Origin of the sequence: Agrococcus sp. SGAir0287 (genome assembly GCF_005484985.1) — a bacterium.
GTDB lineage: Bacteria > Actinomycetota > Actinomycetes > Actinomycetales > Microbacteriaceae > Agrococcus.
On the sequence record NZ_CP027942.1, the window covers coordinates 923,969 to 940,824 of the forward strand.

A 16,856-nucleotide genomic window follows, 5' to 3' on the forward strand; every position below is an offset into this window, starting at 1 on the left:
CACCGGTCGATCGGTCCGGAGCTGGACCGATCGACGCCCCCGTCAGCCCTCGTGCTCGCGCACCTCGCGCTCGCGCACGACGCGCGCCTCGGGCCCGTCGCCCACGTCGATCGCGTCCGCGTCCCCGATCTCGAGCATGTCGTCGGGGTCGACGAACGTCACCGCGTGCCCGTCGAGCCCGAGTCGTCGGGCAGCCTCGAGCAGCATGCGGCGTCCGACGTCGCGCACCTCGTGCACGCGCGCGAGGTCGAGCACGATCTCGCGCTCGTCGTCGTCCTCGCGCTCGAGCTCGACGAGCAGCCGCTCCATGCCGACGAAGTCGACCGAGCCCTGCAGCTCGTAGATGGACTCGCGCGAGCCGTCGTCGTCGCGATCGGCGGACTCGTGGCCGTGCCGCAATGGACGCGCCGCCGGCGGCACCTCCATGAGGTGCATGCCCATGTCGGCCGAGAGCCGCTCGAAGATCTGCACCCCGCGCGTGGAGTTGCCGTGCCGGTCGAGCCGGGGCGAGAGCGCCGCGAAGCCGCCCTTGCCCGGCAGCGCGCCGATGAGGCCCCCGGAGACGCCGGACTTCGCGGGGATGCCGACCGTCGTGAACCAGTCGCCCGCGGCGTCGTACATGCCGCATGTCGTCATGACCGAGAGCGTCTGGCGGGCGACCCAGCGCGCCACGACCCGCTCGCCCGTGACGGGGTTCGTGCCCGCGTTCGCGAGCGTGGCGGCCATGACCGCGAGATCGGCCACGTCGACGAGCAGCGAGCACTGCCGCGTGTAGCCCTCGACGATCGCGTGCGGATCCGCATCGACGATGCCGTGGTTGCGCAGCATGTAGGCGATGGCGTGGTTGCGGTCGGCGGCCTCCAGCTCGGAGGCGCAGACGCGCTCGTCGACCTCGAGGTCACGGCCGGCGAACGCGGCGAATCCGGCGGCGACGCGATCGGCGTCGAGCAGCGAGTGCACCGTGATCGCGCCCGCGTTGATCATGGGATTGAGGGGCCGATTCGACGACGGGTCGAGCGAGATCTCGTTGAACGCCTCCCCCGAGGGCTCGACGCCCACGCGCTCCAGCACGGCGTCGAGCCCGTGGTCGACGAGCGCGAGCGCGTACGCGAAGGGCTTCGAGATCGACTGGATCGTGAAGCGCACGTCGGCGTCGCCGACGGCGTAGCGCGTGCCGTCGGGCGTCGCGAGCGCGAGCGCGAGCCGCGTCGGATCCGCCCGCGCGAGCTCCGGGATGTACGCGGCGAGCTCGCCGCCGTCCTCCTCGGAGCAGGCTTCGAGGACCTCGGTCATGTAGTCGGGCAGCGGGGAGCGCATGCCTTCAGCCCATCACACGCTCCGCGAGGCGCCTGCCGGCCGCGATGGGCTGCGTGGCCCCGACCGCGCTCATCCGCCGCTGCGCCGGCCCTCCCGGAGGCGCACGACGGACTCCGCGGCGGCCACCGCCACGAGCACGAGGGTCGCGGTCACGCCGAGCACGACCGGGGGCACGAACGGGGCGAGGGCGCCGGCGGCCGCGAGCGCACCGATCCCCGCGAGCTGCGTCGGCATCCACCGACGCTCGAGCACGGAGCGGAAGAGCACGGTGCCCGTGAGGAACAGCGCGGGGCCGCCGAGGATGGCGAGCGAGGCTGCGAGCGACGGCTCGTCGGGATGCGACAGCATCTCCTTGTCGGCGACGCTCATCAGCACGATGCCTGCGATGACGGCGAGGTGGACGTAGGTGTAGGCGGTGCGCGCGAGCCGGCCGGGAGACTTCGATCGTGCGATGGCCTCCGACCCCATGCGCTCGCCGTGGTCGAAGTAGATCCACCACATCGCGGCGGCCGCGGCGAACGCGCTGACCATGGTGGCGACGGATGCGGGGGTCGTCTCCGTCGCGACGAACGCGAACCCGGTCACGAGGAACGACTCGCCGAGCGCGATCAGCACGAAGAGCGCAGCGCGCTCGGCGATGTGCGTGCCGGTCACGTCCCAGCGTTCCATCGGCGCACGGCCGAGACCGGGGGTGCGGTATCCGGTGCTGGCCGCGACGTAGTCGACGACGAGCGCCGCGCACCACATCGGCAGCTGCGCAGGCAGCGGCAGCAACGCACCGGCGATCCAGAGGACCGCACCGATGCCGACCCAGAAGAGCAGGCGCAGCACGAGCTCGGCGAGCTCGCGGTCGTGGCGCCACGTCGCCCACGCGAGGAACGCGGTGCGGCCCAGCTGCAGCACGACGTAGGCGATGGCGAACGCCCAGGCACGATCGCCGAAGGACTCGGCGATCGAGACGCTCAGCACGAAGGCGACGAAGGCGAGCGCGACGACCGCGCTGCGCACCGGCAGATGCTCAGGATCGAGCCAGTTGGTCACCCAGGTCGTCGAGATCCACACCCACCACAGCGCGCAGACCATGATCACGCCCTCGAGGGCGCCGAGCAGATCCTGGTGCTCGTACAGGTACGCGGAGAGCTGGGTCAGCGCGAAGACGAACACGAGGTCGAAGAACAGCTCGATGAACGTGACGCGGTCGGCGTCGCCATCCGAGTCGTGTCGCAGCACGTCGCGCCGCAGCCCGAACCATCCGCCCGTCATGACGCGATGATGGCAGAGCCGCGGACGCCGGATCGCCCCGCGGCCGACCGCGATGGGCAGGCGGGCTGCACGGCCGTGGGGCGCATGGTCGGAGCGGATTGCCCGCCGCCTAGGATGGGACACGCCATGAGCGTCCCCTTCTCCACCGCCACGGGCGCCGACGTGCGCGTCCGCTTCTGCCCGTCTCCCACCGGCACCCCGCATGTCGGCCTCATCCGCACCGCGCTGTTCAACTGGGCGTACGCGCGGCACACGGGCGGTCGGCTCGTGTTCCGCATCGAGGACACCGACGCGGCGCGCGACAGCCAGGAGTCGTACGAGCAGCTGCTCGAGGCGATGCGGTGGCTCGGCATCGACTGGGACGAGGGCGTCGAGACGGGCGGTCCGCACGCGCCGTACCGCCAGTCGCAGCGCGGCGAGATCTACCGGGGCATCATCGATCGCCTGCTCGAGGCCGGGCATCTCTACGAGTCGTACGCGACCGCGGAGGAGATGGAGGAGCGCAACCGCGCCGCGGGCCGCGATCCGCGCCAGGGCTACGACAACCACGAGCGCGACCTCACCGACGAGCAGCGCGCCGCGTTCCGCGCCGAGGGGCGCCAGCCGAGCCTGCGCCTCAGGGTGCCCGACGAGGACCTCTCGTTCGACGACCTCGTGCGCGGCGAGATCACCTTCCCCGCGGGCTCCTCGCCCGACTTCGTCGTCGTGCGCCCCAACGGCCAGCCGCTCTACACGTTCGTGAACCCCGTCGACGATGCGCTCATGGGCATCACGCACGTCCTGCGCGGCGAGGACCTCCTGTCGTCGACCCCGCGGCAGATCGCGCTCTACCGCGCGCTCGCCGACATCGGCCTCGTCGACGCGATCCCGCGCTTCGGCCACCTGCCGTACGTCATGGGCGAGGGCGCGAAGAAGCTCTCGAAGCGCGACCCGCAGTCGAACCTCTTCCTGCTGCGCGAGGCCGGCTTCATCCCCGAGGGGCTGCTCAACTACCTCGCGCTGCTCGGCTGGGCCATCGCGCCCGACCGCGACGTCTTCACGCGCGACGAGCTCGTCGCCGCGTTCGACGTGGAGGACGTGAACCCGAACCCGTCGCGGTTCGACGCGAAGAAGGCGGAGTCGCTGAACGGCGATCACGTGCGCGCGCTCGACCCCGCCGACTTCGCGCAGCGCCTCGTGCCGTACCTCGGCGACGCGCTGTCGTCGCCGCCGACGGACGCCGAGCTCGCGCTGCTCGCCGAGGCCGCGCCGCTCGTGCAGGAGCGCATGCAGCTCCTCGGCGAGGCGGACGGCATGCTGCGCTTCCTGTTCCTCTCGGCAGACGAGCTGCACTACGAGGAGGACGCGCTCGGCGCGCTGCGCGACGACGCGCACGCGACGCTCGCCGCCGCTGCCGCCGCGCTCGCCGACGAGGCGGTGCCGTTCACGATCGAGGACGTGGAGCGCACGCTCCGCGAGGTGCTCATCGACGGGATGGGGCTGAAGCCGCGCCTCGCGTTCACGCCGCTGCGCGTCGCGCTCTCGGGTCGACGCGTCTCGCCGCCCCTGTTCGAGTCGATGGTGCTGCTCGGCCGCGACGAGACCGTCGCGCGCCTCCAGCGCCTCATGGCCCGCATCTGAGCGTGGACGTCGACGTCGTCGTCGTCGGCGCCGGGCCCGCCGGGCTCGCGGCGTCGCTCAACCTCGCGCGCGCCCAGCGCCGCGTCGCCCTGCTCGACTCGAATCGGCCGCGGCACGCGGCGACGCTCGTGAGTCACGGCTTCCTCAGCCGCGACGGCATCTCGCCGCTCGAGCTGCGCACGCTCGGCCGCGAGGAGGTGCTCGCCTACCCGACCGTGACGTACGAGCGCACGATCGTGCACTCGATCTCGCCGGTGCCCGGCGGATTCGTCACGGTCGCGAAGCGTCCCGGCAACGACGAGCAGACGGAGGTGCACAGCCCGGCGGTCCTCGTCGCGACCGGCCTCACCGAGGCGCTGCCGCTGCCGTCGCTGGTGCGGCCCTGGTACGGCACGAGCCTGCACTCGTGCATGGACTGCGACGGCTACGACAAGCGCGGCCAGCCGCTCGCGCTCATCGGCGAGACCGACGACCTCGCCGAGCGCGCCCTCGTCATCCGCAGGCACACCGATGACCTCGTGATCTTCACGAACGGCGTCGCCGAGGTCTCTCGCGACGACGAGGCGCGTCTCGGCGCGCTCGGCATCGCGGTCGAGCGCACGCCGATCGCGGCCCTCGAGGGCGACCGCGAGGGGATGCGCGAGGTCGTGCTCGAGGACGGCCGCCGCTCGACGCGCACAGGCGGCTTCGTGCGACCGCGCTGGCACGCGAGCATCGGCTTCGCCGACCTGCTCGGCCTCGACCGCGACGCCGACGGCCTCGTGATCGTCGACGGCAGCCAGCGCACGAGCGTCGCCGGCATCTACGCCGCCGGCGACATCACGCCGGGCTTCCGGCAGCTCGCCGTCGCCGCGGGCGAGGGCACGATCGCGTCGTCGGTCATCAACCGCGACCTGATCGCCGCTGGTCGCTAGCCACGCTCGGGCGAGCGCAGCGAGCTCGTCGTCGACGCTCGCGCGCCACGCGGTGGGCCGCCGTCGATTCGCGTGCACCCTGCCCGTCGGCTATGCTCGATGCTTGGCCCGAGGGCCATTGGGGTATGGTGTAATTGGCAACACGGCTGATTCTGGTTCAGTTGTTCTTGGTTCGAGTCCAGGTACCCCAGCAAGCGGAGCGTCACCCGATCGGGTGGCGCTCTTCTCGTGCTCCGGGCGCGTGCGCGGCGCTGCACGGCGTAGGGTCGGGTGCGATCTCAGGAGGACCGTCATGATCGTCGTCGCCGCTGTGTTCGCCGCCCTGGCGGCCGCCGTCCACGTCTACATCTTCGTGCTCGAGACGCTGCGCTGGGAGCAGCCGGCCACGCGCCGCATCTTCGGCACGACGCCCGAGACGGCCGTCGTGACGCGGTCGCTCGCCGCGAACCAGGGCGTCTACAACCTGCTGCTCGCGATCGTCGCGGCGGCGGGCGTCCTCCTCGTGCTCGTCGCCGATCCCGTCTCGGGGGAGCGCGCGGCGGGCGACGCGCTGCTCACGGCGGGGCTCGGCTCCATGCTCGTCGCCGCGCTCTACCTCGTCGCGACCGACCGATCGAAGGCGCGCGCGGCTGCCATCCAGGGCGCGTTCCCGCTGCTCGGGCTGATCTCGCTGCTCATCGCGACCCTCGCCGCGTGAGGTCGGCCGCATCCGCGCGCCGATGACCGTCGACCACCGCGTCCGCTGGACGAGCGGCGCCTGGCGTGCGGACATGCACCAGTGGATCCGCGTCGCGCTCGCCGATCGCGGCGAGACCGTGACCCGCATCGACGAGCATCGCGTGCGGATCTGGTCGGCCGTGCTGCGCATCGAGACGGATGCCGGCGTGCGATGGGCGAAGGAGAACCATCCGGGATCGGCGAGCGAGATGGCGGCGACGGCGATCGCGCACCGCGTCGCACCCGGGCTCGTGCTCGAGCCGCTGGCCATCGACGTCGCGCGTGCCAGGCTGCTCACGGCGGACGCGGGCGTGCTGCACGAGGGCGGTCACGCGCCCATCGCGACCCGCATCGCGCTGGGGGAGACCATGGGCCGGCTGCAACGGGCGCTCGAGCCGCACGCCGACGAGCTCGTCGCCGCGGGCGTGCCGGACATCCGTCCCGCACGTGTCGTCGCGCGCCTGCGCGAGCGCGTCGCGCAAGCGGGCGCGCTGCCGCCCGAGCATCCGCTCCACCTCGACGACGAGGCGCGGGCCGCGATCCTCGCCCGCGTCCCGCGCGTCGACGAGCTGCTCGCCGTGCTCGCCGACGCCGGCATCCCCGCGAGCCTCGAGCACGACGACCTGCACCTCGGCAACGCCTTCGAGGTCGGCGGCGCGCTGCGCATCGGCGACCTCGGCGACGCGGTCGTCGCGCACCCGTTCGGCACCCTGCGCGTGCTGCTCGGCAGTGCTCGTGCGCGCGGCGTCGCCAGCGACGACCTCGAACGGATCCGCGCGGCGTACCTCGCCGGGTGGCGCGGGCGAGCCGGCGGCAGGACGCTCGAGCGCGCGGCCGACGCAGCGATCGCCCTGTCGGGCGTGCAGCGGTGGGAGGCGTGGTGGCGGCTCACGCGCGACGCGCCCGTGTCCGCCGTCGACGAGTACCGCCCCTACGTGCAGCCGCTGCTGCGCACGCTCGGCGACGTCGAGGCCTCGCTCACCCACGTGTGAGCGCGGCACGGCGCCTCAGGCCTTCGCGCGCTCGCCGCCGAACGCTGCGAGGGAGACGTCCTCCCATGCGCGCCACGTCGCGATGCGCTCCTCGTGGATGCCGACGATCGCGGGCACGACGTCGCCGAGGACGAGGCGTCGCGGCGGGCGCTCCGCGTCGACGAGCCGCAGCACGGCCGCGGCCGTCGCCGTCGGGTCGCCGAGCGAGAACGTCGACGCGTCGGCGGCCCGCACCGCGTCGTACTCGGGCATGGGCGCGCTCCGACGGATCGCTCCGGAGAAGCCCGTGTCGTACGGTCCCGGCTCGACGCACGTCACGTGGATGCCGAACCCGGCGACCTCCTGCGCGAGGGACTCGCTGAGCCCCTCCACGGCCCACTTCGACGCGTGGTACGCCCCGATGCCGGGATAGGCGCGCACGCCGCCCTCGCTCGTGACCTGCACGACGTGGCCGGAGCGCTGGCGACGCAGGATGGGCAGCACGGCCTGCGTCACCCAGACGGTGCCGAGGACGTTCGTCTCCAGCTGCTCCCGCAGCTCGCGCTCGGTGAGCTCCTCGACCATGCCCCACTGGCCGTATCCGGCACCGTTCACGACGACGTCGAGTCGGCCGAGGTGCTCGTGCGCGGTGGCCACCGCCTCGAGGACCGCCTGCCGATCCGCGACGTCGAGGCGGAGCGGCAGCAGCGCGTCGCCGTGGACCGCCACGAGGTCGTCGAGCCGTTCGATGCGCCTGCCCGTCGCGACCACGCGGTCGCCGCGCTCGAGCGCTGCCCGGGCCCAGACGCGGCCGAGGCCGTTCGTCGCTCCCGTGATGAGCCAGGTCTTCGTGCCGTCGTGTGCTGTCATGCCTCGACGATCTCGAACGGCGAGCCATGCCACCAGCGACGATCCAGCACTGCTGGCAGTCCGTCCTGGAATGCTGGTGCGATGACGCTCGACGTGCATCCCCAACTGCTCCGCGCGCTGCGCACCGTGCTCGAGGCCGGCTCGCTCACCGCAGCATCGGAGCGACTCGGCTTCACGCAGTCGGCGCTGTCGAAGCAGATCGCGGCGCTCGAGGCGGCCGCGGGCGCGCCGCTGCTCGTGCGTCGTCCGCGCGGGGTCGTCCCGACCGAGGCCGGCCGGCGCCTCGCGCGGCACGCCGCGGCAGTGCTCGATCGGCTCGAGGTCGCGGCCCGCGAGCTCGAGGTGCTCGACGCAACCGTCGGCGGGCGCGTCGCGCTCGGTGCGTTCCCCGCCGCGGCCGCGAGGCTCGTGCCCGTCGCCCTCGCGCGCCTCCGGCACGAGCATCCGGCCGTCGACGTCGAGCTCGCGATCGCATCGACGCCCGTGCAGCTGCGCCGACTGCGCGCCGGACGTCTGGATCTCGCGCTCGTCGCGTCCGGCGACGACCTGCCGGCGTGGGACGACGCGGGCATCGACCTCGAGCCGTTGCCGGTCGGGCGACCCGTGGTCGCGGTGGCCGCCGAGCACCGGCTCGCGGGCGCCGGGCGCGTCGGGGTCGACGAGCTGCGGCGCGAGCCGTGGATCGCGGGTGGTGGAGCGCCCGGCGCTCCGCAGTTCGGGCCGTGGCCGACGCTGCCGGATCCCGAGGTCGTCGCGACCCTCGAGGAGTGGACGGCGAGGCTCGGCTTCGTCGCCGCCGGCCTCGGCGTCACGACGGTGCCGTCGCTGCTGATCGACGCCCTGCCGCCGGGCGTCGTCGCCGTCGCGGTGGACGACCCCCGCCTCGTGCCGCGGTCGTTGCTGCTCGCGAGCGTCGGCGAGCGGTCGCTGCCCGCAGCGGCCGTGCGCGACGCGGTGCACGTCGAGGCGTCGAGCATCGCCGCACGCTCGGGCCGCTGACGGCGTGCGTCCAGCATCGGATGCGTCGCCGGGCATACGCTCGCGTCCGTGACCGAGCCCCAGTACGACCGCATCACCGTCCGCCAGCGCCTGAGCCTCACGGTGAACCGCTTCGAGATCCGCGCGGGAGGCAAGGACGGACCCATCCTCGGCATCGCGCAGCAGAAGCGCATGGCACTGCGGGAGCAGGTCACGTTCTTCGCCGACGAGGAGCGCACCCAGCCGGTCTTCGGCTTCCGCGCCCAGCAGGTGATGGACCTCGGCGCCACCTACGACATCACGGATGGCGCCGGCCAGCCCATCGGCTGGTTCCGCAAGGACTTCGGCAAGAGCCTGCTGCGCACGACGTTCCACCTCGGCGTCCCCTCGCAGGGGCTCGAGGGCTCGGGGCAGGAGCGCAGCCAGCTGCTCGCCATCCTGCGCCGCATCTCGGACATCGGCTGGCCCATGCACTTCGACTTCGCGGCGAACGACGGCACGCCCATCCTCGCGGTCGAGCGCGCCTGGGCGATGCGCGACGTCTACGACGTGCAGCTGCCCGCCGCGCCGAACGGTGCGCGCCTCGACTGGCGCGTCGCGGCAGCGATCGCCGTCGGCCTCGACGTGCTCCTGCAGCGCTGACGCGACAGGGCGAGCCGCTCGGGCGGGCTCTGCGAGGATCGTCGGCATGAAGGTGCTCGTCCCGTCGACCGTGTCCCTCGACCTGCCCGGCCACGAGGTCGTGGCGTTCGACCCCGATCGGCCGATCCCCGACGAGCATCGGGACGCGGATGCGCTCGTCGAGTGGGTGCTGCCCGCCGAGCGGCTGGCCGAGGCGACCGCGCTGCCGCGACTGCGTCTCGTGCAGACGCTCTCGGCCGGGCCCGACGTCATCGCAGCCGCGGGCTTCGACGACGGCGTCGCGCTCGCCTCCGGTCGCTCGCTGCACGACGCGACCGTCGCCGAGCACACGCTCGCCATGCTGCTCGCGCTCGTGCGCGACCTGCCTCGGCTCGCGAGCGCGCAGGACGAGGGCCGGTGGGACGACGCCTATCGCGCCGACCAGGCCGATCCGCAGACGGGCGGGCGCTTCACCCTCGACGGTGCCCACGTGGCGATCTGGGGCTTCGGCGGCATCGCGCAGCGCCTCGCGCCGATGCTCGAGGCGCTCGGTGCACGCGTCACCGGCATCGCGCGCTCCACGGGCGACCGCGGCGGCTACCCGGTCGTCGCGCACGACCTGCTGCCCGAGCTGCTGCCGCGCGTCGACGTGCTCGTCTCGATCCTGCCCGCGACCGCCGCGACCGACCGCGTGGTGGACGCAGGCGTCCTCGCGGCGCTGCCCGACCACGCGCTCTTCGTCAACGTCGGCCGCGGCGCCGTCGTCGACGAGGACGACCTGCGCGCCGCCCTCGAGCAGGGCACGCTGCGCGCCGCCGCGATCGACGTCACGCGCGTCGAGCCCCTGCCCGCCGGCGATCCGCTGTGGACGACGCCGCACCTGCTCATCACGCCGCACGTCGCAGGCGGTCGACCGAGGGGTGCGGCTGCGCTCGTGCTCGAGAACCTCGCGGCGATCGAGGCGGGCGAGCCCGTCCGCAACCGCGTGTAGCGCTCGGCCGCTCAGTAGGTGCCGGTCTCGCCCTCGGCGGGCCGCAGGCGCGCGACGGCGGCGCGGGCGCCGGCCGCGAGCAGCAGGACGTCGGCCGCGACGACCACGAACGCGGCGCCCGCCGCCAGGTAGTGATCGGCGTCGTCGGCGACGAACGCGTTGACGCCGACGGGCGTGCCCGCCGCGCGTCCCGCATCGATCACCGACACGACCGCGGCGCGCACCTCGTCGGCGGGCGGGAATCCCATCGACCCGGCGAGGTCCGCGGGGCCGACGAAGATCGCGTCGACGCCGTCGACGGCGGCGATCGCCTCCGCGTTCGCCACGCCCTCGACGGTCTCGATCTGCACGGCGAGCGCGACGAGCTCGTGTGCCGTCGCGACGTAGTCGGGCACGGCCGTCCACCGCGACGCCCGCGCGAGCGCGGAGCCGATGCCGCGGATCCCGCGCGGCGGGTAGCGCATCGCCTGCACCGCGGCTACCGCCTCCGCCTCGGTCGACACCATCGGCACGACGAGGCTCTGCGCGCCGGCGTCGAGCACCTGCTTGATGACGACGGGGTCGTTCCACGGTACGCGCACCAGGGTCGTCGCGTCGTACGGCTCGATCGCCTGCAGCACGCCGACGAGGCCGTCGATGCCGACGGGGGAGTGCTCGCCGTCGACGAGCACGAGGTCGGCGCCGGAGCCCGCCATGATCTCCGCCGCGATCGGGCTCGACGACGCCGTCCACACGCCCACGAGCGGATGCTCGGCGCCCGCGAGGCGATCGGCGAGCGTCGGCTTCAGTCGAATCGGCACGTGATGACTCCAAGATCGCGGTAGTCGCAGGCGATCTCGTCGCCGCGCTCGACCCACATGGGCTTCGTGAAGGATCCTGCCAGCACGATCTCGCCCGCCTCGAGCCGGTCGCCGTGCGCGCCGACCTTGCCGGCGAGCCACGCGACGCCACGGGCGGGATGCCCGAGCACGGCACCCGAGACGCCCGAGTCCTCGATCTCGCCGTTGCGAGAGAGCAGCGCGCCCACCCAGCGCAGGTCGACGTCGTCCGGCGCCGCGCGCACGTCGCCGAGCACCATGGCGCCGAGCGCGGCGTTGTCGCTGATCGTGTCGACGATCGTGCGCCCCTCCATCTGGATGTGGGAGTCGAGCACCTCGAGCGCCGGCACGATCGCCTCGGTGGCGGCGAGGACGTCGTGCTCGGTCGCGCCGGCGCCGAGCGGCTCGGCGAGCACGAAGGCCAGCTCGACCTCGACGCGGACGTTCGCGTACCGCCCGTGCTCGAGGGTCGAGCCCGATGCGAACACCTGGTCGTCGAAGATGACGCCGTAGTCGGGCTCCGAGATGCCGGTGGCGACCTGCATGACCTTGCTCGTGAGCCCGATCTTGCGGCCCACGACGCGGTGGCCGTCCGCCTCCCGGCGCGCGCGCCAGATGCGCTGCACCGCGTAGGAGTCGTCGACCGTCATCGTCGGATGCCGCGTGGTGAGCAGCTCGACGGTGCCGCGCGTGCGCGTCGCCTCGGCGAGCTCGTCGGCGAGCGCCGTGACGGTCGCGTCGTCGAGGCCGCGACCGGGCGCGACCTCCGTCACAGCTGGTGCCCCAGCTTGAAGCCCTTCGACGCCTCGCCGCGGTACGTGCCGTCCTCGTCCCCCGCGCGCGTGTACGAGAAGCCGTCGGCGCCGATCGTCACGGCCATCTCCGACGAGTCGGTGCGTGCGACGGTCTCGACGACGTTCCCGTCGAGGTCGAGCACCGGCGACGCCTCGGTGTACCAGGAGGGCACGACGGGGTTGCCCCACCAGTCGCGGCGCTGGTTGTCGTGCACGTCCCACGTGATGACCGGGTTGTCGGGGTCGCCCGTCCAGTAGTCCTGCGTGTAGATCTCGATGCGGTGCCCGTCGGGGTCCGTGATGTACAGGTAGAACGCGTTCGAGACGCCGTGGCGGCCGGGGCCGCGCTCGATGTGGTCGCTCATGCGCAGGGCGCCGAGCTTGTCGCAGATCTGGATGATGTTGTGCTTCTCGTGCGTCGAGAACGCGACGTGGTGCATGCGGGGGCCGTCGCCGCCCGTGAGCGCCGTGTCGTGCACGGTGCCCTTGCGGTGCATCCACGCGGCGTACGTCACGCCCTGGTCGTCCTTGATGTCCTCCGTCACGCGGAAGCCGAGGTCCTCGAGGTAGCCGCGGCCGCGCGGCACGTCGGGCGTGACCTGGTTGAAGTGGTCGAGGCGCACGAGCTCGCCCGCCGAGTAGAGGTCGTAGCGCATGTGGAGGCGCTCGACGTGCTCGACCTCGTGGAAGAACTCGTAGGGGAAGCCGAGCGGGTCCTCGACGCGCACGGTGTCGCCGACGCCCTTGACGAAGCCGTCCCTCCGCCGCTCGGTGCGGCAGCCGAGCTCCTGGAACCATGCCTCGGCGCGGTCGACGTCCTCCGGGGTGCGCACGCGGTACGAGAAGGCGGCGACGGCGGCGACAGGGCCCGTGCGCAGGACGAGGTTGTGGTGGATGAACTCCTCGAACGAGCGCAGGTAGATGACCTCGTCGTCCTCCTCCGTCACGTGCAGTCCGAGCACGTCGACGTAGAACGCCCGGCTCGCTGCGAGATCGGTGACGACGAGCTCCATGGATGCGCAGCGCACGATGTCGGGTGCGGGCGCCGTGGGCGTGGGGATGGGGTTCGGGTTGGCGGTCGGGGCGCTCATGGTCTGCTCCTCGTCGAGCTGGTGGTCGGGGGTCAGCGGGCGCCGAAGCGCGCGGTGTGGACGTCGCCGAGCGTGATGTGCACGGCCTGCTGGTCGGAGTAGAAGTCGAGGCTGCGGTAGCCGCCCTCGTGGCCGAGGCCCGAGGCCTTCACGCCGCCGAAGGGGCTGCGCAGGTCGCGCACGTTGTGGCTGTTGAGCCACACCATGCCCGCCTCGATCGACTGCGCGAAGGTGTGCGCGCGGGTGAGGTCGTTCGTCCACACGTAGGCGGCGAGGCCGTAGCGGGTGTCGTTCGCGAGTCGCAGCGCCTCCTCGTCGGAGTCGAAGGGCGTGATGGCGACGACGGGGCCGAAGATCTCCTCCTGGAAGATGCGCGCCGTCGGCGGCACGTCGACGAAGACCGTCGGGGCCACGTAGTTGCCGGTGTCGAGGCCCTCGGGGCGGCCGCCGCCGGCGACGAGGCGGCCCTCCTCCTTGCCGAGCTCGACGTACGACATGACCTTGTCGTAGTGCTCGGGGTGCACGAGCGCACCCACCTCGGTGGCGGGATCCGACGGGTCGCCGACGACGATGCGACGGGCGCGCTCGGCGTAGCGCTCGACGAACTCGTCGTAGACGGCGCGCTCGACGAGGATGCGGCTGCCCGCCGTGCAGCGCTCGCCGTTCAGCGAGAAGACGCCGAAGAGCGTCGAGTCGATCGCGGCGTCGAGGTCGGCGTCGGCAAAGACGATCGCGGGGCTCTTGCCGCCGAGCTCCATCGACATGGCCTTGAGGTGCTCGGCGCAGTTGCGGAAGATGAGCTGCCCGGTCGACGACTCGCCCGTGAAGGAGATGAGCGGCACGCCCGGGTGCTTCACGAGCGCGTCGCCCGCCTCCTCGCCGATGCCGTTGACGAGGTTGAACACGCCGTCGGGCAGGCCCGCCTCGGCGAAGATGCCCGCCCAGAGGGATGCGGACAGCGGGGTGAACTCCGCGGGCTTCAGCACGACGGTGCAGCCGGAGGCGAGCGCAGGGCCGAGCTTCCACGACTCGAGCATGAACGGCGTGTTCCACGGCGTGATGAGGCCGGCGACGCCCTTGGGCTTGCGGTTGACGTAGTTCAGCTGCATGCCGGGCACCTTGTACGCGTCGTCGCGCTGGGCGACGATGAGGTCGGCGAAGAAGCGGAAGTTCTCGGCGGCGCGCTGCGCCTGGCCCTTCGCCTGGGTGATGGGCAGGCCCGAGTCGAACGACTCGTAGGCGCTCAGCTCGTCGTCGCGCGAGGCGACGACGTCGGCGATGCGCATGAGGATGCGGGCGCGCTCGCGCGCCTTCATGCGCGGCCACGGCCCCTCCTCGAACGCGAGCGTCGCGGCGGCGACGGCGGCGTCGACGTCGGCCTGCTGGCCGGCGGCGGCGGTGGCGTAGACCTCGTTCGAGACGGGGTCGATGACCTCGAAGGTCTCACCCCCGATCGAGTCGACGGCCTTCCCGCCGATGTGGTGCTGCAGATGGGTGGGCAGGTTCGCAGGACGGTTCGTCATGGCTGTCGCTTCCGTGAGGGGGTCGTCAGGGGTGCTCGACGGCGCGGGCGTCCTCGCCCGCGCGATCGAGGTAGGCGTGGAGGGATGCGAGGCGGTGGTCGCGCACGGCGAGCTCCACCTCGCGAGCGGGCGCGCCGGTCTCGAGCAGGAGGAGGATGCGCTCGTGCTCCTCGACCGACTCGCGGGCGCGACCGGGCACGAAGCCGAAGGTCGACTGGCGCAGCCTCGCGAGGCGCCGCCATCCGTCGTCGACGAGGCCCTTGAGCTGCTCGTTGGGGCACGGGTCGGTGAGGGTGCGGTGGAAGGCCTCGTTGAGCCGCGTGAGCCGCACGGGATCGAACGCGTCGAGGCTCTCGCGCATCTGCGCGTTGAGGCGTCGCGCCTCGGCGACGTCGTCGCTCGTGAGCGCCGGCACGGCGAGGCCGATCGCCGCGCCCTCGACCATCGCGAGCGTCTCGGTGGTGTCGTGCAGGTCGCCCGGGTCGATCTCGGTGACGCGCGCGCCGACGTTGCGCTCGAACGTCACGACGCCCTCGGCCTCGAGCCGGCGCAGCGCCTCCCGCACGGGCACGACGCTCACGCCGAGCTCGCGCGCGATCGCGTCGAGCACGAGCCGGTAGCCCGGGCCGTAGACGCCGCGCTCGATGCGCTCGTGCAGGTGCTCGTAGGCGAGCTGCGACTTGCTCGACGTGCGCGTCATGCCTGCGCCCCCCGCTCCGCGTCGAAGCGCGCGCGCCACCTGGCATCCATGGGGAAGAGCCCGTCGACCGGGTGCCCCTCCTCGACCATGCGGGCGATGAAGGCCTCCTCGGCCTCCTGCACCTCGGCCTCGTCGACGAGCTCGCGCACGATGCCGGGCGGGATGACGACGATGCCGTCGTCGTCGGCGACGATGACGTCGCCGGGCTGCACGGTCGTGCCGCCGCAGGCGATCGTCTCGTCGACGCCCCACGGCACGTGCCAGCGGCCGAGCACGCTCGGATGCGCGCCCGAGTGGTAGGTGGGGATGCCGATCTCGGTCACGGCGGCGAGGTCGCGCACGCCGCCGTCGGTGACGATGCCGGCGGCGCCGAGGGTGCGGGCGCGCAGCGCGATGATGTCGCCGAGCGTGCCCGAGCGGGTCTCGCCGCGCGCGTCCATCACGAGCACCTCGCCCGGCCGCAGCGAGTCGACGGCGCGCTTCTGCGCGTTGTAGCCGCCACCGTGGGTGCGGAAGAGGTCCTCGCGGTTGGGGACGTACCGCAGCGTGCGTGCGAGGCCCGTCATGCGCGTGCCTGGCTGCGAGGGTCGCAGGCCGTCGATCGTCGCGTTCACGATGCCGCGCTTCCGCAACAGCGACGACAGCGTCGCCGTCGCGACGCGCTCGATGCGTGCGATCAGCGCGTCGTCGAGCACGGGCTCGGCGGGCGCCTGGACGTCGGCGACGGGGCGGCCCGAGGCGTCCGCCCACTGCTCGGGCGTCGGCTTGGGCTGCGCCGAGTACGGCGGCAGGGGAGCGGTGCCCTGCACGGCCGTCGTCGTGAGGCGCCCCGTCGAGCGCCCCGCCGCCGCGACCTCGACCTCGACCCGCTGCCCGGGCGCGAAGGTGGAGGCGCCTGCAGGGGTGCCGGTGAGGATGACGTCGCCCGGCTCGAGCGTCATGAGCTGCGAGAGGTCGGAGACGATCTGCGGCAGCGAGAACAGCAGCGTCGAGGTGTCGTCGGCCTGCACGAGCTCGCCGTCGAGCCAGACGCGGATCTCGATGGCGGCCGGATCGAGCTCGGCGGCGGGCAGCAGCGTCGGACCGACGGGCGTGAAGCCGTCGCCGCCCTTCGAGCGCACGTTGGCGCCCTTGTCCGCCCACCTCAGGTCGAAGACGCCGAGGTCGTTCGCCGCGGTCACGAATGCGACGGCGTCCCACGCGTCCGCCTCGTCGACGCGGCGCACCTCGCGGCCGATCACGAGGGCGATCTCGCCCTCGAAGCCGAGGATCTCGCAGCCGGCGGGCAGCTCGACCGCGCCACCGGTCGTGAGCGACGTCGCGGGCTTCAGGAAGTAGCCGGGCGCCTCGGGCGTGCGACCCTTCTGCGCGGCCCGGGCGGCGTAGCCGATGTGCATCGCCACGACCTTGCCCGGCTTCGCGCCCAACAGGTCCCATCCGGCGCGTGCGGCGTCCGCGCTCGTCGTCGAGTCGGTCATGGACGTCATCGTATACGATCTGCCGGGCGGCGCAAGGGGCCGAGGGTGGCGCGTCGCCTCGATGGAGACGGGCTCTTGACGAATCGTGCACACGATCGTATATGCTCGCCGCCATCGGGCTCCGGCCCGGTCGAGGACGAGGGCGTCGCGAGCGATCGCGTCGTCGCTCGGCATTTCCTGACCGATCGTT

Annotated in this window: 16 protein-coding genes and 1 tRNA gene; 8 read left to right on the forward strand and 9 right to left on the reverse strand. The window is 72.9% G+C overall.

Annotation, left to right across the window (positions count from 1 at the left end; genetic code table 11):
- Nucleotides 1–42: 42 nt before the first annotated feature.
- Together C1N71_RS04325 and C1N71_RS04330 are read right to left on the reverse strand one after the other, a co-directional pair.
- Complete coding sequence (locus tag C1N71_RS04325) at nt 43–1,317, reverse strand: glutaminase (protein WP_137755289.1); 1,275 nt, start codon at nt 1,315–1,317, stop codon at nt 43–45.
- A gap of 69 nt (nt 1,318–1,386) precedes the next feature.
- Nucleotides 1,387–2,580 carry a low temperature requirement protein A gene (locus C1N71_RS04330; RefSeq protein WP_175414096.1) on the reverse strand — a complete coding sequence of 398 codons (1,194 nt, stop codon included), beginning with the start codon at nt 2,578–2,580 and terminating at the stop codon, nt 1,387–1,389.
- A gap of 114 nt (nt 2,581–2,694) precedes the next feature.
- Here C1N71_RS04330 and gltX point away from each other — a divergent pair, with 114 nt between their 5' ends.
- The 5 genes from gltX (at nt 2,695) to C1N71_RS04355 (ending at nt 6,823) form a co-directional block, all read left to right on the forward strand.
- Complete coding sequence (gene gltX, locus C1N71_RS04335; protein WP_137755291.1) at nt 2,695–4,200, forward strand: glutamate--tRNA ligase; 1,506 nt, start codon at nt 2,695–2,697, stop codon at nt 4,198–4,200.
- Between the two features lie 2 nt (nt 4,201–4,202).
- Nucleotides 4,203–5,114 (forward strand): NAD(P)/FAD-dependent oxidoreductase, encoded by a 912-nt coding sequence (locus C1N71_RS04340; protein ID WP_368074139.1) that lies wholly within the window; start codon nt 4,203–4,205, stop codon nt 5,112–5,114.
- Nucleotides 5,115–5,233: 119 nt separating this feature from the next.
- Nucleotides 5,234–5,305: transfer RNA gene (locus tag C1N71_RS04345), tRNA-Gln, on the forward strand.
- Between the two features lie 101 nt (nt 5,306–5,406).
- Nucleotides 5,407–5,811: a DUF1304 domain-containing protein gene (locus C1N71_RS04350; RefSeq protein WP_137755292.1), complete on the forward strand. Its 405-nt coding sequence runs from the start codon at nt 5,407–5,409 to the stop codon at nt 5,809–5,811.
- 22 nt (nt 5,812–5,833) lie between these two features.
- A complete protein-coding gene (locus C1N71_RS04355) occupies nt 5,834–6,823 on the forward strand; it encodes a hypothetical protein (protein WP_137755293.1) in 990 nt (329 codons plus the stop codon).
- A gap of 15 nt (nt 6,824–6,838) precedes the next feature.
- Here the strand turns inward: C1N71_RS04355 and C1N71_RS04360 are convergent, their stop codons facing one another.
- On the reverse strand, nt 6,839–7,672 hold the full coding sequence (locus C1N71_RS04360) for an SDR family NAD(P)-dependent oxidoreductase (RefSeq protein WP_137755294.1): 834 nt from the start codon (nt 7,670–7,672) through the stop codon (nt 6,839–6,841).
- Between the two features lie 81 nt (nt 7,673–7,753).
- Between C1N71_RS04360 and C1N71_RS04365 the strand changes: the two genes are divergently transcribed.
- From C1N71_RS04365 to C1N71_RS04375, 3 genes are read left to right on the forward strand one after another with little or no spacing between them, the layout of a single operon-like run.
- The gene (locus C1N71_RS04365) at nt 7,754–8,671 is read left to right on the forward strand and encodes a LysR family transcriptional regulator (RefSeq protein ID WP_137755295.1); all 918 of its coding nucleotides are present in this window, start codon (nt 7,754–7,756) and stop codon (nt 8,669–8,671) included.
- Nucleotides 8,672–8,719: 48 nt separating this feature from the next.
- Complete coding sequence (locus C1N71_RS04370) at nt 8,720–9,292, forward strand: hypothetical protein (RefSeq protein ID WP_137755296.1); 573 nt, start codon at nt 8,720–8,722, stop codon at nt 9,290–9,292.
- 46 nt (nt 9,293–9,338) lie between these two features.
- Entirely contained in the window at nt 9,339–10,262 is a 924-nt protein-coding gene (locus tag C1N71_RS04375) for an NAD(P)-dependent oxidoreductase (protein ID WP_137755297.1), read from the forward strand.
- Between the two features lie 11 nt (nt 10,263–10,273).
- Here C1N71_RS04375 and C1N71_RS04380 read toward each other — a convergent pair whose 3' ends face one another.
- The 6 genes from C1N71_RS04380 to C1N71_RS04405 are packed head-to-tail and all read right to left on the reverse strand — an operon-like array spanning nt 10,274 to nt 16,666.
- Nucleotides 10,274–11,062, reverse strand: coding sequence for an HpcH/HpaI aldolase family protein (locus tag C1N71_RS04380; RefSeq protein ID WP_137755298.1), 789 nt, complete (start codon nt 11,060–11,062; stop codon nt 10,274–10,276).
- On the reverse strand, nt 11,047–11,853 hold the full coding sequence (locus tag C1N71_RS04385) for a 2-keto-4-pentenoate hydratase (protein WP_254678095.1): 807 nt from the start codon (nt 11,851–11,853) through the stop codon (nt 11,047–11,049). The genes C1N71_RS04380 and C1N71_RS04385 overlap by 16 nt, the downstream gene beginning before the upstream one ends.
- Complete coding sequence (gene hpaD, locus C1N71_RS04390; RefSeq protein WP_137755299.1) at nt 11,850–12,965, reverse strand: 3,4-dihydroxyphenylacetate 2,3-dioxygenase; 1,116 nt, start codon at nt 12,963–12,965, stop codon at nt 11,850–11,852. The genes C1N71_RS04385 and hpaD overlap by 4 nt, the downstream gene beginning before the upstream one ends.
- A 32-nt stretch (nt 12,966–12,997) precedes the next feature.
- The gene (gene hpaE, locus C1N71_RS04395) at nt 12,998–14,488 is read right to left on the reverse strand and encodes a 5-carboxymethyl-2-hydroxymuconate semialdehyde dehydrogenase (protein WP_137755300.1); all 1,491 of its coding nucleotides are present in this window, start codon (nt 14,486–14,488) and stop codon (nt 12,998–13,000) included.
- A gap of 25 nt (nt 14,489–14,513) precedes the next feature.
- Nucleotides 14,514–15,188 carry a GntR family transcriptional regulator gene (locus C1N71_RS04400; RefSeq protein WP_137755301.1) on the reverse strand — a complete coding sequence of 225 codons (675 nt, stop codon included), beginning with the start codon at nt 15,186–15,188 and terminating at the stop codon, nt 14,514–14,516.
- Nucleotides 15,185–16,666, reverse strand: a complete 1,482-nt coding sequence (locus C1N71_RS04405; RefSeq protein ID WP_137755302.1) for a fumarylacetoacetate hydrolase family protein — start codon at nt 16,664–16,666, stop codon at nt 15,185–15,187. Before C1N71_RS04405 ends, C1N71_RS04400 begins: the two co-directional genes overlap by 4 nt.
- Nucleotides 16,667–16,856 lie beyond the last annotated feature (190 nt).